The sequence below is a fragment of the Erwinia sp. E_sp_B01_1 genome, from assembly GCF_036865545.1.
GTDB lineage: Bacteria > Pseudomonadota > Gammaproteobacteria > Enterobacterales > Enterobacteriaceae > Erwinia.
The window spans coordinates 2,146,922-2,166,679 of the sequence record NZ_CP142208.1; the positions used below are offsets into that span (position 1 = coordinate 2,146,922).

The window sequence follows — 19,758 nt, forward strand, 5'->3', positions numbered from 1 at the left end:
ATCCGCAAGGCTATGATGAGCGCATTCTGTTAATTCATTTATCCCGTGGTTTACCCGCTGCGATTCAGGAGAATTTTATGACAACTTTAAACGGTGCCGTATCCCGTAATCCTTTCACCGGTGAAGTGATGCTTCACACGCCTTTCGCGTCCTCAACCGAAGTGGAAGCGGCTTTGCAGCAGACGGAGAGTGCTTACCGCGCCTGGCGTGGCAGTGAAATTGCCGAACGCAGCCAGCTTTTGCTGAAGATTGCCGGCGGTCTGCGTAAGCACGCCCGTGAACTGGCAGAGATGATGACCGACGAAATGGGCAAGCCCGTTACCCAGTCGCTGGCGGAAGTGGAAAAAAGTGCCAACCTGTGTGAATGGTATGCAGAGCAGGGGCCTGAGTTCCTGAAGCCGGAACCCACCCTGACTGAAAAAGCCTTTGTGCAGTATCTGCCACTGGGGCCGATCCTTGCAGTGATGCCGTGGAACTTCCCGATCTGGCAGGTTCTGCGCGGTGCCGTGCCAATTATGCTGGCAGGCAACAGCTACCTGCTGAAACCGGCACCTAACGTCATGGGCAGCGCGATGTTGCTGAAATCTGTGCTGATCGAAGCAGGCGTGCCGGATGGGCTGTTTAACGTGCTCAACGCCGATAACGACTCGGTGGCAACAATGATCAACGATCGTCGTATCGCCGCTGTCACTTTAACGGGAAGCGTGCGTGCCGGGGCAGCCATTGCCGGGATGGCCGGTGCGGCTATCAAGAAAAGCGTGCTGGAGCTCGGCGGTGCCGATGCCTTTATCGTGCTTGCCGATGCAGATATCGACGCGGCGGTAAAAGGGGCGATCTCAGGGCGCTTTATGAACAGTGGGCAGATCTGTATTGCCGCTAAACGTATCATTGTGGAAGCCGCCGTCTTTGACACCTTCCGTGATAAATTCGTCGCAGCGGTAAAGGCGATGAAGCTGGGCGATCCGCGCGATGAAGCGACCTATATCGGCCCAATGGCGCGTTTTGATCTGCGTGATGAGCTGGATACGCAGGTGCAGGCCACGTTAAAAGAGGGGGCAGAATGCCTGCTCGGCGGCCACGTTATTCCCGGCGAGGCTAACTTCTACGCGCCAACCGTGCTGAGCAATGTAAAGCCGGGCATGACCAGTTTCCGTCAGGAGTTGTTTGGCCCGGTCGCTTCACTGATCCGGGCGTCAGATGCTGATGAGGCGATTGCGATGGCTAACGATTCAGAGTTCGGCCTGGGTGGAAGCCTCTGGAGCCGTGACGTGGCGAAAGCCAGAGAACTGGCCGCGAAGATTGAAACCGGCGGCGTGTTTATTAACTCACCCAGCTTCTCTGACCCGCGCGTTCCCATTGGCGGCGTGAAGCACAGCGGATTTGGCCGTGAACTTTCTCATTTCGGTATTCGTGAATTCACCAACGCCCAGACGGTCTGGCAGGAAGGCTGAGTCAGCGAACTGACAATAACCCTGAACCTGATCCGGCCCCTTCAGCAGCAAGGGGCCGGCTGCCTGAAATCCCCGCCCCCCTCATGCCCCGGCAAGTCAGCGATGTCAGATAAGTAAACTACGCTAAAATAGAGCAATGCTGCTGGCAGCTAACCCTTTTTTAACAATCTTCTGAGCGGAACGGATAATGCCATGAGTCAACCTGAAGCTTCCCCTGAGCCGACTGAACATATCGTGTTGTACGATGGCGTCTGTAAGCTGTGTACCGGCTGGGTTAATTTCCTGATCCGTCACGACAGAAAACACCGCGTCAGGCTGGCCGCCGTGCAGACCAGCAAGGGCCGCGAGCTGCTGGTACGGGCCGGGATGTCGCCAGACAATGTCAATACCATCGTCCTGATGGAGGGGGGAAAACCTATTTCCGGGCAGACGCAATTTTCCGCGTAATGAAATGGCTTCCTTTCCCCTGGCGGATGTTTGGCGTACTGCGCTATCTGCCCAAAGCCCTGAGTAACCGCTGTTACAACCTGATTGCCAGTAATCGTTATCGTCTGTTCGGGCGCTACAGCGAGTATCAGCAGCCCAGAGCTGACCACCCCGATCGGTTTCTGGAATAGAGGGTGCGGGCTTTTTTGTTCACATTCTCATACAGATAGTCATTAAATTTACTAACCTTTTACAGTCAGGTGTGAAGCCGGCGGCTGGCAAGCCCCCCTTCACGTACGTTTTGTAAAAGGAGATCATGAATGACATCCCCGACATCCTCGCGCCACTCCCCGGTGGCCGTGGCACTCTATTCGCTGTTTAATCCGGTCCCGCTCGGTTTTTTCGTTGCCGCGTGGATATTCGATATTATTTATATTTTCAGCACGGAAATTATGTGGATCAAAGCTGCCAGCTGGTTAATTACTTTTGGCCTGTTGATCGCAATTATTCCTCGTCTGATCAATCTTGTGCAGGTCTGGATTGGCCGTTCTTATCCTCAGGGACCTGCCACTAAAGCCCATTTCTGGGCGTGGCTACTGGCTATCATTCTTTCGATCTTTAACGCCTTTATTCACAGCCGTGATGCATTTGCCGTGGTGCCTGCTGGCGTGATCCTCTCCACGCTGGTGGTTTTACTGCTGCTGTTCTCGAACGTCCATCTCGGCCTGCGCAGCCGTACTCAGGAGGTTATCTGATGAATAAGCCGCTAATGCTCCTGGCCCTGTCAGTTCCGCTGGTTATTGCCGGTTGTGATAACAGTGCAAAAATTGATCCTTCCCGTCAGACTGGTGCCAATCCCGAACTGCCATCGGCACAAAACTTTTTGATCCCCCCAATGAAGGTGCCCAGTGGCGCAAACTGGAAAGAGGGTGAAATGCCCAAAGTGGCAGAAGGGCTGAAAATAGAGAAGATTGCGGAAGGACTGAAGCATCCGCGTCAGCTTTACACGCTACCCAATGGCGACATTCTGGTGGTGGAAGCCAGCGGGCCAAAATCGCCGGTAACGCAGCCTAAGCAGCTGATTACCGGGCTCGTTCAAAGCGCTTCCGGAAAAGGCGGGGCTGGCGGTAACAGCATCACGCTGCTGAGAAACAGCAATGGCGACGGGAAAACCTGGGAAAAACACACCTTCCTCGAGAATCTTTCCTCGCCGTTTGGCGTGCAGCTTATTGGCAATACGCTTTATGTCGCCAATGCCGATGCGCTGAGAAAATATCCGTATCAGACCGGTGAAACGAAAATCACCGATCCGGGCACGGAATTGACCGAACTGCCGGGCGGCCCGATAAATCACCACTGGACCAAATCGCTGCTCGCCAGCCCTGATGGCAGCAAACTCTATGTGGGCGTCGGGTCTAACAGCAATATCACCGAAAATGGCATCGGTGCCGAATACCGCCGTGCCGATATTCTGGAAGTGGATGCGGCATCCGGGGCCAGCCGTATTTATGCCAGTGGATTGCGTAACCCCACGGGTATTCAGTGGGAGCCGCAAACGGGCAAGCTCTGGGCAGTGGTCAATGAACGTGACGAAATCGGTGCCGATCTGGTGCCTGACTATCTGACCTCGGTACAGGAAGGCGGTTTTTACGGCTGGCCCTACAGCTATTTCGGCCAGCATGTTGATGAGCGCGTCACTCCTCAGCGCCCGGACCTGGTAAAAAAAGCGATCAAACCTGACTATGCCCTCAGCTCCCATGTTGCGCCGCTGGGACTCTGGTTCTATGGCGGCGACAATATGCCGCAATACCGGGGTGGCGCCTTTATCAGTGAACACGGAAGCTGGAACCGTAAGCCGCTGAATGGCTACCAGGTTACCTGGGTAGCCTTTAAGGACGGTAAGCCGGTGGGCCAGCCAAAACCCGTAGTGACAGGTTTCCTTACTGAGGATCAGAAGGAAGTGCGTGGTTTGCCAGTAGGGCTGACAATGGACAAACAGGGTGGGCTGCTGATAGCTGATGATGGCGGAAACGTTGTCTGGCGGGTCTCAGCGGCAGAAACGCCTTAACGGAAAGGCAACCCGTAATGCGCTCCCGGCGAAATGTTCTTGCGATCAAGATATATCATAGATATATTTCAGGGCATTCAATAAGGCGAGACAATTACGGGTTCGCCTGCTTTTATCAGGGAGAATAATTTTGTCAGAGAGTGTTGAATCAGGCCGCCGCGTCCCGCGACGGGTAAGAAATGAACTGCGTTTTCGTCCGGTGGAAGTGAAGGCCAAAACGTTAATCGCAGAGTGCTTCTACCGTATCGAACTGGGTGGAGAAGCGCTGGAAGGCTTCACCTCAGCGGGTTTTGATGACCATATCAAAGTCTTTTTCCCCGATGCGAAAACCGGTGAATTTCACCTGCCGGAGATCACCGAAGACGGGGTGGTATGGAAAGAGGGCATCAGACCTGTTGCCCGCGACTACACGCCGCTGTTTTTCGATGGTCAACGCAGTCTGACCCTGGACTTTTACCTCCACCAGTCCGGCATTGCCAGCGACTGGGCAGCCAGAGCGCAGCCGGGTGACAAACTGGCCATCGGCGGGCCGCGTGGCTCTCTTGTGGTGCCGGAAGATTATGATTTCCAGCTCTATGTCTGTGATGAAACCGGGCTTCCGGCCTTTAAACGACGCCTGCAAACGCTCAGCGGCAGCCGCATCAGGCTCTACGCCTGGGCCGATCGGGCCACCGGTCAGGCTTATCTGGGCGATGTTGATCATGTCGAGGTGACCTGGCTTGGCAGCGGCTCCATGAACAGCCAGGGCGTGACGGCACTGATTTCTGAACTTGATAAGCTGGCGTTGCCCGATGAGGACTATTTCATCTGGCTGACGGGCGAGGGCGCCGCGGTTAAAAGCTTAAGCGACTACTTTACAGGGGCCCGCGAGCGGGAGACCGATTTTGTCCGTGCCGTGGCTTACTGGCACCAAAAGTAGGTTTATTGAAATTTACCGGGGGGTCATTTACTATCGTCCCCCCTTGAATCATGCTCAGGCAGGCGATGAAATTTTCTTCCCACTCTTCTCAGGAGCCCACACCGCAGGAAGCCTGTGCCAAAGTGCGCAGAAAGCGGCGTGAAAAAATGCTGGATGCCAGCGATATCCGTTTGCTGATCCTGCACTTTATCTCGCAGGGCGCGGCCCACGGCTATGAGCTGATTAAATCAATTGAAGAGTTATCCAGGGGAGAATACAGCCCCAGTCCGGGCATTATTTATCCTAACCTGACCCTGCTTGAGGAGATGGACTGCATCCGCGTGAAGGATCCTCAGGCTGCCCGCAAGGCGTTCCGGCTTGAAGCGGAAGGCGAGCGGCAACTCAGTCTGAACCAGCCGGTGTTGCAGGCCATTATTGGCCGACTCACTTCTATGGCGGTGCTGGTGAATAACCGCAGTATCCCTGAAGTGGAACGCGCCATCCTGAATATGAAAATGGCGCTCAACGCCCGCCTTTCCCAGCCGGATCTCGCGCAGCAAACGCTGTACGATATTATCGATGCGCTGGATGAAGCTGCAAAGAAAATTGAGCGAAGCTGAAAGCTGAGATGATTGACAAAGTGCAGGCTCCGGAAGCCTGTGCCTCTCACAAAGACGCAAAAAGCGCCATCCAGCTCAGCATGGGCCATACATGGCCCGTGATGCTTTGTTCAAGGCACAGGCTCCCATCGCTTTGGATTCGTCAGTCGTCTGCTGATTCTTATTAAGGCTGGCAACGCTGAATCTGTCTGTTCAGGTGAAGCTTAATCCCTGTTAATCAAGAAGTCGCCTCATTGTTAAATGTGATATGGCCCTAATGTTACCGGTAACTCTGCCGATAAATGTGACTTGAGTCACGTTTAAAAGGGTAGTGCCGTGTCAGTTTTTAACCGTATTAAAACTTCATCATTTCTGCTGTGCAGTATTGTGGCCTTCGGGTTACTCCAGCTTGTTGCCGGCGTTCTGTTCCTCTCTTCACTTAGCGATAACAAAGACAGCTTTCAGACTGCGTCATCCGCGAATGACAAAGTGATGGCACTCACCAACGCCTGGTATGCCCTGAATGCTGCCCGTTCTGACAGCAACCGCGTGCTGGTCTGGCTGCAAAAGGAAGGGCCTTCAAGCGGTAAAGTTGAAGGCATGGTTCAGCATGGCAGGGAACAGATAGCGCTGGCAGACCGCTGGTTCAGGGAATATCAGTCCGGTCCCGCTATTCCGGGGCTCGATCCCGCGCTGAACGACCGTCTGGCTCAGACCTATCAGGTCTATTCTTCGCAGTTGACCAGCCTGATTGGCATTGCCGCCAACCGGGATATGCCGGGGCTGTTTGGCCTGAATATCGCCCCTGTCCAGCTCGCTATGGAGCAGGATTATAACCACTGGCGCGATGCCATCAGCCATCTGTCGAAAGAGGCTTCCAACCGCAGCAATCTGGCCTACGGCAAGATGCTCTGGCTGCTGGGCAGCATCATGCTGGTGGTGCTGTTCTTTATCGGGCTTTGCTGGCAGGTGATGAAGCGCGTGCTGATCCAGCCGTTAACGCTGGCGCTGGGGCATATCCGGGCTATCGAACAGGGGGATCTTACTCAGTCGATAGACGTTGAGCGCAAGGCGCGTAACGAAATGGCCGTGCTGCTTAACGGGCTGGCAGGCATGCAGCTGGCGTTGGTTAAAACCGTAGGCAACGTCCGTGACAGTTCTGACACTATCCTCACCGGCGTCAGTGAAATTGCCGCAGGCAATAACGATCTCTCTGCCCGCACGGAACAGCAGGCGGCATCGCTGGAGCAAACGGCTGCCAGCATGGAGCAGATCACGGCCACGGTGAAGCTGAATGCAGAAAACTCGCTTGAAGCGGCTAAACTTGCGCTCTCCGCATCAGATACCGCAGAGAAGGGCGGCGAAATTGTCGATGGCGTCATCAAAACCATCTTCGGTCTTGAGAGCAGTTCAAAGAAAATTGCCGAAATTACCGGCGTAATCGAAAGCATTGCTTTCCAGACCAATATTCTGGCACTGAACGCCGCAGTAGAAGCCGCGCGCGCCGGTGAGAATGGCCGTGGCTTTGCCGTGGTAGCCGGAGAAGTGCGTAACCTCGCACAGCGTAGTGCCGTAGCCGCTAAGGACATCAACAGCCTGATTGCTGAATCTTCTGCCCGCGTTCAGAACGGATCGAAACTGGCCGGTCAGGCTGAAGAGTCCATGCAGGCGATTGTGATCTCAGTTAAGCAGGTTCGGGACATTATGGATGAAATCTCTTCGGCATCCGGGGAGCAGAGTAAAGGGATCAGTCAGGTAGGGCTGGCGGTATCGGAACTGGATCGCGTTACGCAACAGAATGCCGCGCTGGTAGAAGAATCCTCTTCTGCTGCACAGTCGCTGGAAGAGCAGGCGGCTCGTCTGAACAGTGCAGTAGCCGTCTTCCGCCTGAAACCTGAGGCTGGGATCGGCAGGGCTCCGGTTAAATCCGCCCCGGTGCGGGCCATGAAATCGCCGGTGATGGCCGCCCCGGGTAATTCATCAGAGAACTGGGAAGCATTCTGATAAGAGTCTGACCCTCAGCCCCGCCTGCTCTCAGCCCTGAGCTGAAGAGAGGAGGGGCTTTTTTTTGGGCCGTCAGTGCATGTTATGGCTGGCAGCAGAAGCACCACGCTTCTCTGCAACCAGCATCTTCTGCTCTTTAGCCAGGCGACGGTTAAGCTTCATGCGGATCAGTGAGGCATACAATCCGGGGTGTTTTAACAGGATCAGATTGATCAGGCTGCCCGGCTTAAAATCACGGCCGAGATACTTAACCGCCTCCAGAATATAGTGCGGCGGGGCGGCATTATCCCAAATGTACAGGTACATCATCAGCTTGAAAGAGTGGATGGCATACAGACGTTTCAGATAGTCCCGGTCAGGATCCTTATCCAGTAAAATCATCAGCATGTTATACGAACCTAAAAAGGCCTCATAACGCTGACGGTAGAAGCGATCGTCACGAACGCTGTTAGTCAGCGAACCGCTTCTGATCCTCTGTTTGTAGTAAACATGCTTACTGACGAAAGCCAGACCACTGCGCAGATAAGCCTCCACCGTAAAAATATGATCTTCGTGCAGGCGGCGGGAATATTTCATGCCGTTACGCACAATGAGTTCCCGCTTTAACGCATAATTCCAGGTGGCTGAGGTATAGGTTTCGGTCTCCAGCAGGGAGGTAAACACCTGCTTTGCCGGCAGTAAACCCAGGCGCTGATGGGTCAGTTTAGGCTGCGTGCGTGCTTCGGCATCATCATCAAACATCACGGAGTTAAAACAGAACATATCCAGCTGCGGATGTTCATTACTGACCTGGCTCAGCTCATTAAAAAAGCCGGGGGCCAGCACATCATCCGGGTCGCAACAGAAAACAAACTCCCCACTGGCTCTGGCTATACCGTAGTCGCGAGCCTGGCCCAGACCACCATTAGCCACGGTGAAAATATGCACGTTACTGACGTGGTGATATTTGCTTTCAATCAGTGCCAACGTATTATCTGTAGATCCATCATTAATTACGATTAATTCATTAGGAGCAGGAATCTGCATCAGTAGAGAATCAATACACTCTACAATATAGTTTTCGACATTATAGGCAGGAATGATAACGGAGAGCTTCATAGCAAGTCAGCCTGAAAGTTTTTAATATACCTATCAGGCGCCAAAGGAATAAATATGTCAATAAATACTCAGGAGGGCAATTTATAATCAGAGGAATCGCAAGCAGAGGAAATCTTTCCTTAATTTTACTAATACTTATTCATAAGATTATTCGCGCTAATCAGAGTTATGCCACGCCAGGCTGGATATACGTCAGCCGCACCCGGTAGAGGAAGCACCCGGTTGCGACAAGGGGGTTTATTTTAAATCATTGAAATTAAACATGTAAAAATAAAGCCCTTTGTCTTCAATGAATACACAAACAGGTAATCAGGACCCGGAGGGATCCCGCTCTTCAGAATGGTTCACATTTCTAAAGGCTCACCTGAATTAATAAAAGATAAATTAATACTGTGCAGCCACTTGATGAATTTACTGCCCGGCTAACGTAATCACTATAGGAATAAACGGGTGTTTACAGGCCGGGGTTTTCATGGTGAGCTAAGCGCAAGAATAAAAATAAACGTACCCGTCACCTTTAAATCAAACGGTGCTCAAAGCGCTATCCTTACTGAGGCGGCAACAATGATCGTGGGCATTTCTAATGATAAGTATCCGGAGAAGCGGACAATTATTGTTAACAATAATGTTGAATACGTAAACTTTAAAACCAATAACTTTTATTACTACATTAATCTTCTTAATATGAAGGTTTTGCACAAAAGAAAGAATTTCATCTTTAAGCCCCTGCGGACAACGGGCAAAGATCGGGTTGATATTTTCCATCTTTTTAATGAAGTTGCGTTAACCAGCCGCAAATGGATTGCCACCTTTGAAACGGAGTTACCGCGTATCCTGCCGCAAAAAAGCGGTAATAAAAGCGACAATTTCCCTGAACTGGACCGGCTTGCACCCGCGCTGGTGGCGAATAACTGTTTAGCGCTGATTGCACTTTCCGGTGCGGCATACCAGATGGAAAAGCGGCTGTTTGAACGTCTTCCGGAAGTGGGGGAAGCGATCATGGGCAAAACCGTGGTGATGCATCCGCCACAGGCCCTGCATGTTACCCACCGCGAGAAGCGACTGGCGCAAAATCCGCTGCATTTCGTCTTTATTGGTAATGAGTTTTACCGTAAAGGAGGGGGCGAGGTGGTGCGCGCTTTTAGTGAACTTGTAGAAGAACGGTTACTGCAACCTGAGCAGGTCAGAGTAACGCTGATTGGCGATCTGGAGAAAAGAGTTAACTATGCTCACGGTCAGCATCAGGATGATCCGTTCTTCAGTAAAGAGACTGAAAAGCTGATTTCTCAGCACAGCCTGTTTGAACATCAGGGGTTTATGCCGAATGACCAGGTGCTCTCCCTGCTGCAACGTGCAGACGTGGGCCTGTTGCCAACATGGGCCGAAACCTATGGGTTCTCAGTTCTGGAGATGCAATCCTGTGGATGCCCGGTGATCACCTCTAACGTCCGCGCTCTGCCGGAGATCAACCCTGTGACGGCGGGCTGGCAGGTTATCAATCCTCTGGATGAGGATCTGGATTACCGGGTGACCTCTGTTCAGGTGCGTGATGCGTTGCGTCAGCGCATTATCACACAGCTTAAAACCACTATTCTGTCGATTGTCCAGGACCCGGAACAGATCGGTGTGAAGGCGGCGGCAGCTATCGAACGAATTAAAACCGAGCATGATATTTCCGCCTATCAGCAAAAACTGCAGGCGCTTTATGCCCGTCAGGGCGCTTCATTGTAGCAACCCCTCTGGTAAGTCAACCCTCTAAGCCTCTGAGAATGAGGCTTTTTTTTGCCCATACTTTATTTCCTGGCCTGCAAGGGCGCTGCAATCTGTAATCGGAACGAAATAATCACCTGATATACATAAAATAAATAGGTTTTTTTTTCGATCCGTTTGCAGTTAAATTTGTGTTGTCGAATTGTAATTATTCGTAAGGATAGTAATTATCCATTTGTATACATTGAGAGAATCAGATGATTAACAAACTAACCAGTATTGTTATAGCGATTGTGGGTCTCGCTATGCTTTACATGGGTGGCCAGCTATTGATGCTGGGGGGCACACCCTTTTATGCCGTTATGGCAATCGGACTGCTGATTACGGCAGTTGCGCTGTTTAAAAATAAAAAAATGGCTTTATCACTCTATGCGGTACTGATGTGGATCGTGCTGGCGTGGATGATTTATGAAGTCGGCTTCGATAAATGGCAGTGGATCCCGCGTGGCGATCTGATTGGCGTTATCGGCGTATGGCTGGCCATGCCGTGGATCGTTCGCCCGCTTTATAAGGCCCAGAATCCCGCCAGCCGGTCAAAATTCCATCCTTTCCTTGGCACTACAGTGATCGTCATTCTGGCTATTGTCGTCGGCATGATGTTTTACGATCCCTACCCGAAAGAGGGTAACCTCACCAACCAGCGTGAGACTTCTGAGACTGACGTGGCAGGCAATGACTGGGCGGCTTATGGCGGGACCAGTAACGGCACCCGTTTTTCCAGCCTGAAACAGATCACCTCCGATAACGTCAGCAATCTGCAGGTGGCCTGGACTTACCACACTGGTGACGTTCGCGATCCTAAAGAAGATGCGACGGAATACACTTTCGAAGCAACGCCGCTGAAAGTAAACAACACCCTTTACTTCTGTACGCCGCACAACGAAGTGCATGCACTGAACCCGGAAACGGGCGCGGTGAAGTGGAAATATGCGCCAGCTAAAGATCGCTCATATCTGCAACAGCACCAGACCTGTCGTGGCGTCAGCTACTATGAAGAACCCGCTGCACCAGCACAGAACGTTGTTCAGCCTGCCGCGGTAGCTGACGCTCCTGCTATCTGCCGCAAACGTATCTTCAACGCCACCACCGATGCCCGGTTGCTGGCGCTGGATGCTGACACCGGTAAGCTCTGTGCAGACTTCGGTAACAACGGCATTGTAGATCTGCGCGCTAATATGGGCACGCTCCGTCCTCATGCATTGATGCAGACTGCCGCGCCTCTGGTTGCCGGTAACCTGGTCATTGTGGGGGGATCGGTAATGGATAACGGCTTTAATGCCGGTAATCCCTCAGGCGTGATCCGCGCTTACGACGTCAACAGCGGTCAGCTGGTGTGGAATTTTGATCCGGCCAATCCGGACAACACCCAGCCGATTGCAGCAGGGCAAAACTATCCGCAGGATACCCCTGTGGCCTGGGGTACGCTGAGTGCTGACATTAAAAATGGTCTGGTCTATGTGCCTTTTGGTAACGCGTCCCCGGACGAACTGGGGATTAAGCGCGATCCAGACAGCAACACCGAAAAATTCCGTGACACCCTGGTGGCGTTGGATCTGAAAACCGGCACCTTTAAATGGCGTTTCCAGTCCTCTAAACATGACCTGTGGGATCGTGATAATCCTTCCCAGCCTTCACTGCTGGATATCGATTATCAGGGTAAAAAGCAGCCGGTAGTCATTCTGCCCACCAAAACCGGTAACCTGTTTGTGCTGAATCGTCTGACCGGTCAGCCGGTCTATCCGATTAACCAGGTTGATGTGTCCACTAAAGGCATTGCGGGTGAGAAATATTCGCCTACGCAGCCCGTTTCTGCCCTGAACTTTATCCCGGACCCGCTCAGCGAGAAATCCATGTGGGGCCTGACGCCATTTGATCAGATGGCTTGCCGCATTGACTTTAAATCTTTGCGTTACGATGGTAATCCCTGGACGCCAGCTACCGAAGGGGGCTCTATTATCTTCCCTGGCAATATCGGGGTCTTTAACTGGGGTTCTGTTGCTGTCGATCCTCAGCGCCAGATCCTGATCGCCTCGCCGGTGCGCCTGGCTTACAAATACAATCTGATTAAGCGTACGCCAGAGACTTCTCAGCAACGTCTGTTCACCAAAGACGGCACTCCTTACTGGAATGAAAACTTTGAGGGTGATTATGCAATCCATATCCAGCAGCTGGCTTCCGGGCTGGGGATCCCTTGTATTGCTCCGCCGTGGGGCCGTATGGTGGGCGTGGATCTGAAAACCGGCAAAACCGAATGGCTGCGCCGCGTGGGCACTACCAAAAACCTGAAAACCACCTTCCTGCCGGGCCGTTTCCCGATTGGTTTCCCGATGGGTATGGTGGCACATGGTGGTCCTCTGACCACGGCAGGTGACCTGGTCTTCCACGGCGCAACGGCAGATAACTTCTTCCGCGCTTACGATGTCAGCACCGGCAAACTGCTGTGGCAGACCGAACTGCCTGCAGGCGGCCAGGCTACGCCATCCACCTATATGGGTGCGGACAACAAGCAGTACGTTGTTATCGCGGCGGGTGGCCACGGTTCGTTGGGCACCAAAGAAGGTGATGCCGTGGTGGCATACCGTCTGAAGTAAAAGACGTGAGGGGCGGCAAAGTCACTGCCGCACTGATGTAGATGAAAAGGCCGGGAAACCGGCCTTTTTTTATGCAGTGCATGGAGCTTTTATTCATCATAAAGCAGGGAAGCGAGCTCGTATCTATTTCTGAGCAGGGAAGACCATCCGGGCTGGTTTCTAATCGCTGAGATAAGCGTTTAAAAAACTTATAAAACAGAATGTATAATCATTTCTGGTTGAAGTTTTGCCGCTTATCATAAATTCCTGTTATGAAAAGGTGTGATCCAGGTCACATTCGGATTGAATTACAGCCAGTTCTCCCTACAATTAGCCGCTTTCTGAAAGCCTTCGCCAGGAGCGGCATCTATGTCTGATTTATTAGCAGTATCGCGCAAAGTTGCCTGGTCCAGGGTTCTGACCCTGGCCGTCGCCGCATTTATCTTTAACACCACCGAATATATTCCCGTAGGGCTGCTGACTGACATTGGCACCAGCTTCGGGATGGCGTCCTCTCAGGCTGGCATAATGCTGACCCTCTATGCCTGGATTGTGGCACTGATGTCACTGCCGCTGATGCTGGCCACCAGCCACATTAACCGCCGGTCGCTGCTGATGGTGCTTTTTGCCCTGTTCGCAGGTAGCCATCTGCTGTCGTTTTTTGCCTGGAACTTTGATGTGCTGCTAATCAGCCGCGCAGGGGTAGCCCTCGCTCATGCGCTGTTCTGGTCAATCACGGCTTCGCTGGCGGTAAGGCTGGCTCCGGCAGGGAAACGCGCACAGGCTTTGAGCCTGCTGGCAATGGCTACTGCACTGGCGTCAGTACTGGGACTGCCTTTGGGCAGGATTATCGGACAACTCTTTGGCTGGCGCGTAACGTTCCTGATTATTGGCGGCACGGCGATGATCCTGCTGGCTGCCATCGTCCGGGTAATGCCTTCGGTCAAATCAGAACACTCAGGCTCGCTGAAGAATTTACCTGCGCTGATGCGTCGTCCTGCGCTGATGGGAATCTATGCGCTGACGGTGGCGGTTGTAACGGCACACTTCACCGCGTTCACCTATATCGAGCCGTTTGTGGTTAACGTGGCCGGGTTCACTGAAGGTTTTGCCACGCTGCTGCTGTTCCTGATCGGCATTGCCGGGATTGCAGGCAGCCTGATTTTCAGCCGGTTGGGCGACCGCAACCCCTCTAATTTGCTGACGGCATCTATTGCGGTACTTTCAGTCTGTCTGCTGGTCCTGCTTCCGGCCTCAGCCAGCCACGCGGGTACGGCAACAGTGAGTATGCTGTGGGGCATGGCCTTTATGATTATCGGCATGAGTTTACAGATGAAAGTGCTGACGTTAGCGCCGGATGCCACTGACGTCGCTATGGCGTTATATTCCGGCATCGTCAATATTGGCATTGGTGCCGGTGCGCTGATGGGTAACAAAGTCAGCCTGGAGATGAGTGTCTCTTCGGTGGGGTATGTGGCTGCCGTGCCGGCGATTGCCGGGTTGATTTGGGCGGGAGTGATGTTCCGCAAATGGCCCTCAACGGCGGCTTCCAGCACTGCCACTGAATCCTGACCCTGATGGGCTCCTCATGAAAACCATGAGGAGCCATTTTAAGCGCAGTCCGTAATCCTGTTTGATATTTTTACGGGATTACCGATCGTTAAATCTGGCTGGATGAGTTCTCTGAACAGCCCCTGTTACCAGCTAAGCTGATTACCGGCATAATCAATATAATGATGGCCGCCTTTTCCAGACCACAATGCTATCTGGTCCACAATGCCGCTGGTGCTCTGCTCAACGGTCAGCGTGGCGCTTTCGCCGCCCATATCTGTCTGCACCCAACCCGGATGAATGTTCAGCAAAGTCTGCCCGCTGGAGAGGCGATCTTTCAGCTCGCGCGAAAGCATATTCAGTGCCGCTTTACTGGCTGAATAGAGGGGGTAAGTAGCGGTGGGGTTTTCAGTCAGGCTGGCAAGCTGAGACGTCATCAGCGCCAGAGTGCCATTTTGTTGAGAGAGCAGGGGAAGAAGCTCTGAAGCGCAACGCACCGGAGAGATAGCGTTAGTCAGGAACAGTGAGCTAAGCTCATCATCTTTCGCCCGATCAAGATTTTGGTGGTCCGGACCAAACATACCCGCGTTAATAAAAATCAGATCAAAGGACTGCTCTTCAATCTCATTTTTAAGTGTCTCACGCTGAGTGGGTTCATTAATATCCACGGTCAGCCAGTGGATCCCTGAATCTGAAACCGGGGCCGAATTACGGGTAGTTGCTGAGACATTCCAGCCGCGCTGAGCCAGCGTGTTCGCCAGTCCCAGACCAATCCCACGCGAAGCACCGATGATTAACGCCTGTTTTGAAGTTTCCATAAGTTATCCTTTCAGTGAGAAAAAACGTTGCCAACACTGTAGCAGGTTATCGAAAGCGGGTTTGTCCTCAGGAGCGACGCCCCAGCGATGCTATCCCTGCAAAGCAGGCAACAGACGGCCAAAAAAAACCTCCATCAGGAGGTTTAAAGATTCGTTACAGTGGCAATCACTCTATTGTTTGTCAGTCAGGGCTGAAAGAAGTTCAATAAATTTCAGGGTTTACAGTCGCTGATTACCGTTGTTTGGTTTCTGAAGGGATCAAAATGACCTTTTTAAGGGCATTAACGTGCCGTTCAAAATCCTTGTGCACTTCAGGACTGCTGAAATTTACCGAAGCATTACCGTCCTCATCAATGAGGATCCTTTCGCCTTCTTCCTGAGCCTCTCGCATATCCGCTCGCGACATGACGTCAAGCAAGCGTTCAGGACTGCTGAACAGGCTTCTTATCAATCTGAACATGACTTGTCTCTGTATTCAGGCGGTTTGCCACCGCCACTAAAAAGAAAATTATTTTTGCGGTTTGGTCAGATCTGTACTGGCCGCTTCGTTCTCGATCGGTGGAACAGATCCGAGATCCGTGCCGGTCACTGGGTTGACGGAAGGATCTGAAGCTGTACGCAGCGCCATGGCGTCCAGATTAGCTTTTTGATCGGCCGGAAGCATCACGCTTGCACTGCCGTCACCGCCATCCACCGCCGGGGCAGGGTTAGCAACGTAGTCAAAGTTTTGATCCGAATTCCAGCTACCACGCACCTCACCGCCTTCAGACATATTGTAGTAAACCCCTGCATACTGCTCGACAGGAGGAAGTTTACCCGGCGGGAAGTTGTTGCGGATCGAATACAACGCTTTCTCGAAGGACATCTGATGGGCGACTTCACGGGTCATCAGGAAGCCAAGGGCATCTTTAACACCGGGATCGTCCGTCATATTGATCAGGCGTTCATACAGGATTTTGGCACGGGCTTCGGCCGCAATATTTGAGCGCAAATCTGCGGTGACTTCACCAATGGTATCGATATAGGCTGCAGTCCAGGGTACACCGGCTGAGTTGGTCAGCGGTGGACCACCGCCGTAAAGCAGCGCCGTAAGGTGGCTGTCATTGCCATTGCCGGTAATCGAACGGTAGAGATCGCCTTCTTTCTCCGTGCCTTCAGCCAGATCGCCTTTAGCACCTTTATTCAGCATGCCGACCAGTGAACCAATGATCTCCAGGTGGCTCAGCTCTTCAGTGGCAATGTCCATCAGCATATCTTTCCGGCCTGGATCATCATCGCCCAGCCCCTGGGTGAAATAGCGACAGGCTGCAGCCAGTTCACCCTGCGGGCCACCAAACTGCTCCAGTAATAAATTAGCAAGGCCCGGATTGGGACCGGCCACGCGTACGGTGTACTGCAATTGTTTTACGTGTCTGAACATAGCTCACTCCAATAGGTTATAAGTACCACTGGCCTGCCTCATGGCAGGCCTTCCGCCGGTGTCGCGGTTTATTTTTTAGCTTCCACACCGTCTGCGGCAGAGCGCACCATAAATTGTTCAGTGACATCAGGAAGATGCTGTAGCGCCCAGTCGGCCATAGCAACTTCCTGCTCACGGATTTGCTCAAAAATCCGTGCACCTTCACGATCGCCAACCAGCTCAGCCGCTGCAATCAGCGAGGTGTAGCTGGCAATTTCAAGATTTTCAAAAACGTAACCGCTGATCGCGCCTTTGACCACTTCATCTTCAGCCATCATGCCGCCCATCGCCTGACCAAAAGCGGACAGTTTGCCCATGGTGTCTTTAAGCGTGGAGCTGGAGGTGTCGTAACGGTCGATAACTGACTGCACAAGCGCCTGGTGCTGGCGGGTTTCATCAATGTGCTGTTGAAGTCTGGCTTTTAAGTCAGGGTAGTGTTCCAGCCGGGAAGCCATTTTTTCAAGCATGCTTTCAGCCTGTTTTTCCATGGCATGGGCGTCTCTGACCCAGTCAAGATAGTTCTCTTCGTGTGTCATGATTTACCTCTAAGTTAACAATGCCCACTCAGGTAACAAGTTATCGTTATCCGGATAATGCGGGCCTGATCACTGATAAAAGTGTTGGCCTTAAGCCTGGCTTTCAGCAATGACCGTGAGTTTCTGGTCGGTGGACTTTTCTTCTTCAAGCGTCTCAGCGAGCAATTTAGCTGCCTGGGTGTAACCGAGCTTGGTGGCCAACGCTACCAGGGTGCCGTAAGTAGCAATTTCGTAGTGTTCGACCTTTTGCGCTGCGCCAATCAGCCCCGCATCGCGTACCGGACCGGCTTCCACGGAGTCGATAATTTCCTGAGCTTCCTCAGCCAGGCCTTCAAGCGCATGACATTTCATCCGTTTGATTTTCACGCCATCGGTACTTTCAACCAGCTGATCCAGACGTTCAATCTGGCCCTGGGTTTCCTCAAGATGCTGTTTAAAGGCGGCAACCAGTTTTTCATCTGTTGCCGCACGCGCCATTTTTGGTAATGCACGCGTAATCTGCTTTTCAGCACTGTAAATGTCTGAAAGGTCGTGAATAAATAAGTCTTCTAATGTTTTGATGGTCATCTTCTTCTCCGAAAACTGTTTTTAATTACGCAAGGGGTAGAGCGAGATAATCGGCTATCACCTCAAAAATAATAGTCAATAACGCCGGAAGCGGATGAGTAATGGGGGTAAAAAAGTAACATTAAGATTATTCCTAGCGGCCTAAATAATATTTCAATTTTTTGAAAGCGAGAACGGCGATGCAAATCTGGCGGGAACTTGTACCTCGAAATAATAGCTGTACAGGTAAGCGGCAGGGCTTGTTTTCAGGTCCGGATGAATATTGACCTTATTGTGACTGGAAATCGTGCCCTGAATGTAAGCAGGTGTAAGTTCAGGGCTAATGAATAATATAATCTGCTCAAAAAAAGAGGGTTGAAAAAGTATCAATTTAGCATGATCGCGGGGCTATAAATTTCTTTTAAATCAGGTATATAAGTGATTGATTTATTAATTGAGTTAGTTGGTGTTTATCTGAAGGCATCCCCCTGAAATAAAATAATCAGTATGGGAGGAATGATACGGCATGGGTAGTTGAATCAATTCAGGAATAATAGCGAATGTTTTTTAAGGTGTGGCTGTTTTCAGGTTGAAAGGGAGATTTTGTTGGCGCAACTTAACAAAACATTCGACCAAAAAAATTTCAGTCTGATACTTTATCTTTGCGTAAAAAGGGACTACAGGCTTGAGAGATCAGAAGGAAAACATTTCCTACCGGTGGGGAATTAAAAAAAATTAACAGAAAGAAAGAGGGAAAGCGGAAAAGTTTTTTCTCTCTGACGAAAATATTATCCTCCGGTGATACGCCAGTAAAACTGTGATGCGCTGTTTTGACTGGCGTAACAGGGATGATTAACTGTCTGTTAACTGAACGTTAATTGCACCTTAGCTGCCTGACTTTTATCGCTGGCCATCTCCAGTGCTTTAACCACATCCTGCTGTGGAAACTCCGCAGAAAGCAGCGGCAGGGGATTAATTCGTCCACTCTCCAGCCAGCGAACCGCAATCTCAAACTCATTGATAAAGCGGAAAGAACCTGCCAGCTCAATCTCTTTGGTAAGAAGCGATCCAAGGGGAAAATCAACGGAGGCAGCACCCATTCCCAGTTGAACGATTCGTCCTTTAGGACGAGTAAAACTCACGGTTGAGGCAATGGCCGCAGGCGAGCCGGAGGCTTCAAAGCAGACGTCAAAGTAACCGCCGTTTTCCTGCCAGTGGCTCAGGGTGGAGAGATCGCTGGGATCGGCAACGCTGGATGCGCCCATCTCAAGCGCCAGCGCACGGCAGCGCTCGCTCATATCGGTGGCAACAATTTCAGAGGCACCTGCGGCAAAAGCTGAGGCAATGACCAGACAGCCAATGGGACCGGAACCGGTGACCAGCACTTTTTTACCGACCAAATCCCCCGCCTGGTGAACTGCGTGTAAGGCCACCGCCAGCGGCTCGGCAAAGGCAATCACCCTCGACTCGGCTTGATCTGAATATGTCACACACTGGGCAGGGGTAACGGCAACGTAGCTGGCGAAACCTCCCTGCACATGGGGGAAGAACTGCGCACTGCCCATGAATTTCATGGTTCTGCAAAGGTTCTGTTTACCGGAGAGGCAAAATTCGCAGTGATTACAGGGATGCGAAGGATTGACCGCCACACGCTGGCCTGGCTGAAGCCCGCTTTGGGGCGGTGCTGCGGCTATGCGGCCGACAAATTCATGGCCCAGTGTCATCGGCTCTTTAAGCACCGACATCCCTGCGCGGCCATGCTGGAAATAGTGGATGTCAGATCCACAAATTCCGCCGCGTTCCACCTGGACCAGTACCTGGTCATCCCCGCATTCCAGCGTACGCTGCTGGTTACTAACTTGATAAGCAGCCGTAACCACACTGGCAATAATCTCTTGTTTCATGACAAATCCTCAAATCCGGACAGGGAGTTCAGCAGTCATAAAAGCGTAGTTGAAGTCCGT

At 52.0% G+C, this 19,758-nt stretch carries 16 protein-coding genes and 1 pseudogene; 10 read left to right on the top strand and 7 right to left on the bottom strand.

From position 1 onward, the window contains the following. Nucleotides 1–77: 77 nt before the first annotated feature. The 7 genes and pseudogenes from VRC33_RS10330 to VRC33_RS10360 all read left to right on the top strand — a co-directional run bounded on the left by VRC33_RS10330 (nucleotide 78) and on the right by VRC33_RS10360 (nucleotide 7,446). Complete coding sequence (locus VRC33_RS10330; protein WP_338563508.1) at nucleotides 78–1,451, top strand: NAD-dependent succinate-semialdehyde dehydrogenase; 1,374 nt, start codon at nucleotides 78–80, stop codon at nucleotides 1,449–1,451. A gap of 192 nt (nucleotides 1,452–1,643) precedes the next feature. After that, a pseudogene (locus VRC33_RS10335) lies at nucleotides 1,644–2,068 on the top strand (DCC1-like thiol-disulfide oxidoreductase family protein). 129 nt (nucleotides 2,069–2,197) lie between these two features. Next, nucleotides 2,198–2,632 carry a DUF2231 domain-containing protein gene (locus VRC33_RS10340; RefSeq protein ID WP_338563510.1) on the top strand — a complete coding sequence of 145 codons (435 nt, stop codon included), beginning with the start codon at nucleotides 2,198–2,200 and terminating at the stop codon, nucleotides 2,630–2,632. After that, nucleotides 2,632–3,945, top strand: coding sequence for a sorbosone dehydrogenase family protein (locus VRC33_RS10345; RefSeq protein WP_338563512.1), 1,314 nt, complete (start codon nucleotides 2,632–2,634; stop codon nucleotides 3,943–3,945). Before VRC33_RS10340 ends, VRC33_RS10345 begins: the two co-directional genes overlap by 1 nt. Before the next feature lie 124 nt (nucleotides 3,946–4,069). Continuing rightward, nucleotides 4,070–4,864, top strand: a complete 795-nt coding sequence (locus VRC33_RS10350) for a siderophore-interacting protein (protein WP_338564235.1) — start codon at nucleotides 4,070–4,072, stop codon at nucleotides 4,862–4,864. A 65-nt stretch (nucleotides 4,865–4,929) separates the two neighbouring features. Next, nucleotides 4,930–5,463 (top strand): PadR family transcriptional regulator, encoded by a 534-nt coding sequence (locus tag VRC33_RS10355; protein ID WP_338563514.1) that lies wholly within the window; start codon nucleotides 4,930–4,932, stop codon nucleotides 5,461–5,463. A gap of 315 nt (nucleotides 5,464–5,778) precedes the next feature. Continuing rightward, nucleotides 5,779–7,446: a methyl-accepting chemotaxis protein gene (locus VRC33_RS10360; protein WP_338563516.1), complete on the top strand. Its 1,668-nt coding sequence runs from the start codon at nucleotides 5,779–5,781 to the stop codon at nucleotides 7,444–7,446. 72 nt (nucleotides 7,447–7,518) lie between these two features. Here VRC33_RS10360 and VRC33_RS10365 read toward each other — a convergent pair whose 3' ends face one another. After that, nucleotides 7,519–8,544 carry a glycosyltransferase gene (locus tag VRC33_RS10365; protein WP_338563518.1) on the bottom strand — a complete coding sequence of 342 codons (1,026 nt, stop codon included), beginning with the start codon at nucleotides 8,542–8,544 and terminating at the stop codon, nucleotides 7,519–7,521. 564 nt (nucleotides 8,545–9,108) lie between these two features. Here VRC33_RS10365 and VRC33_RS10370 point away from each other — a divergent pair. The 3 genes from VRC33_RS10370 to VRC33_RS10380 all read left to right on the top strand — a co-directional run bounded on the left by VRC33_RS10370 (nucleotide 9,109) and on the right by VRC33_RS10380 (nucleotide 14,456). After that, nucleotides 9,109–10,275: a glycosyltransferase family 4 protein gene (locus tag VRC33_RS10370; protein ID WP_338563521.1), complete on the top strand. Its 1,167-nt coding sequence runs from the start codon at nucleotides 9,109–9,111 to the stop codon at nucleotides 10,273–10,275. Between the two features lie 236 nt (nucleotides 10,276–10,511). Then, nucleotides 10,512–12,905, top strand: coding sequence for a membrane-bound PQQ-dependent dehydrogenase, glucose/quinate/shikimate family (locus VRC33_RS10375; protein WP_338563524.1), 2,394 nt, complete (start codon nucleotides 10,512–10,514; stop codon nucleotides 12,903–12,905). Between the two features lie 348 nt (nucleotides 12,906–13,253). Then, entirely contained in the window at nucleotides 13,254–14,456 is a 1,203-nt protein-coding gene (locus VRC33_RS10380; RefSeq protein WP_338563528.1) for a sugar transporter, read from the top strand. 125 nt (nucleotides 14,457–14,581) lie between these two features. Here the strand turns inward: VRC33_RS10380 and VRC33_RS10385 are convergent, their stop codons facing one another. The 6 genes from VRC33_RS10385 to idnD all read right to left on the bottom strand — a co-directional run bounded on the left by VRC33_RS10385 (nucleotide 14,582) and on the right by idnD (nucleotide 19,698). Further along, nucleotides 14,582–15,253, bottom strand: a complete 672-nt coding sequence (locus VRC33_RS10385; RefSeq protein WP_338563530.1) for an SDR family oxidoreductase — start codon at nucleotides 15,251–15,253, stop codon at nucleotides 14,582–14,584. Nucleotides 15,254–15,485: 232 nt separating this feature from the next. Continuing rightward, a complete protein-coding gene (locus tag VRC33_RS10390; protein ID WP_338563533.1) occupies nucleotides 15,486–15,713 on the bottom strand; it encodes a hypothetical protein in 228 nt (75 codons plus the stop codon). A gap of 48 nt (nucleotides 15,714–15,761) precedes the next feature. Continuing rightward, on the bottom strand, nucleotides 15,762–16,673 hold the full coding sequence (locus VRC33_RS10395) for a manganese catalase family protein (protein ID WP_338563535.1): 912 nt from the start codon (nucleotides 16,671–16,673) through the stop codon (nucleotides 15,762–15,764). Nucleotides 16,674–16,741: 68 nt separating this feature from the next. Beyond that, nucleotides 16,742–17,248 (bottom strand): DUF892 family protein, encoded by a 507-nt coding sequence (locus VRC33_RS10400; RefSeq protein ID WP_338563538.1) that lies wholly within the window; start codon nucleotides 17,246–17,248, stop codon nucleotides 16,742–16,744. A 90-nt stretch (nucleotides 17,249–17,338) separates the two neighbouring features. Further along, nucleotides 17,339–17,815 (bottom strand): ferritin-like domain-containing protein, encoded by a 477-nt coding sequence (locus VRC33_RS10405; protein WP_338563541.1) that lies wholly within the window; start codon nucleotides 17,813–17,815, stop codon nucleotides 17,339–17,341. An 842-nt stretch (nucleotides 17,816–18,657) separates the two neighbouring features. Next, nucleotides 18,658–19,698: an L-idonate 5-dehydrogenase gene (idnD, locus tag VRC33_RS10410; protein WP_338563544.1), complete on the bottom strand. Its 1,041-nt coding sequence runs from the start codon at nucleotides 19,696–19,698 to the stop codon at nucleotides 18,658–18,660. Nucleotides 19,699–19,758 lie beyond the last annotated feature (60 nt).

Excerpts from the sequence above, each read along its gene's own strand:
- VRC33_RS10330 (WP_338563508.1), top strand. The coding sequence starts at position 78 with ATGACAACTTTAAACGGTGCCGTATCCCGTAATCCTTTCACCGGTGAA.
- VRC33_RS10340 (WP_338563510.1), top strand. The coding sequence starts at position 2,198 with ATGACATCCCCGACATCCTCGCGCCACTCCCCGGTGGCCGTGGCACTC.
- VRC33_RS10345 (WP_338563512.1), top strand. The coding sequence starts at position 2,632 with ATGAATAAGCCGCTAATGCTCCTGGCCCTGTCAGTTCCGCTGGTTATT.
- VRC33_RS10355 (WP_338563514.1), top strand. The coding sequence starts at position 4,930 with ATGAAATTTTCTTCCCACTCTTCTCAGGAGCCCACACCGCAGGAAGCC.
- VRC33_RS10365 (WP_338563518.1), bottom strand. The coding sequence starts at position 8,544 with ATGAAGCTCTCCGTTATCATTCCTGCCTATAATGTCGAAAACTATATT.
- VRC33_RS10370 (WP_338563521.1), top strand. The coding sequence starts at position 9,109 with ATGATCGTGGGCATTTCTAATGATAAGTATCCGGAGAAGCGGACAATT.
- VRC33_RS10375 (WP_338563524.1), top strand. The coding sequence starts at position 10,512 with ATGATTAACAAACTAACCAGTATTGTTATAGCGATTGTGGGTCTCGCT.
- VRC33_RS10380 (WP_338563528.1), top strand. The coding sequence starts at position 13,254 with ATGTCTGATTTATTAGCAGTATCGCGCAAAGTTGCCTGGTCCAGGGTT.
- VRC33_RS10385 (WP_338563530.1), bottom strand. The coding sequence starts at position 15,253 with ATGGAAACTTCAAAACAGGCGTTAATCATCGGTGCTTCGCGTGGGATT.
- VRC33_RS10390 (WP_338563533.1), bottom strand. The coding sequence starts at position 15,713 with ATGTTCAGATTGATAAGAAGCCTGTTCAGCAGTCCTGAACGCTTGCTT.
- VRC33_RS10395 (WP_338563535.1), bottom strand. The coding sequence starts at position 16,673 with ATGTTCAGACACGTAAAACAATTGCAGTACACCGTACGCGTGGCCGGT.
- VRC33_RS10400 (WP_338563538.1), bottom strand. The coding sequence starts at position 17,248 with ATGACACACGAAGAGAACTATCTTGACTGGGTCAGAGACGCCCATGCC.
- VRC33_RS10405 (WP_338563541.1), bottom strand. The coding sequence starts at position 17,815 with ATGACCATCAAAACATTAGAAGACTTATTTATTCACGACCTTTCAGAC.
- idnD (WP_338563544.1), bottom strand. The coding sequence starts at position 19,698 with ATGAAACAAGAGATTATTGCCAGTGTGGTTACGGCTGCTTATCAAGTT.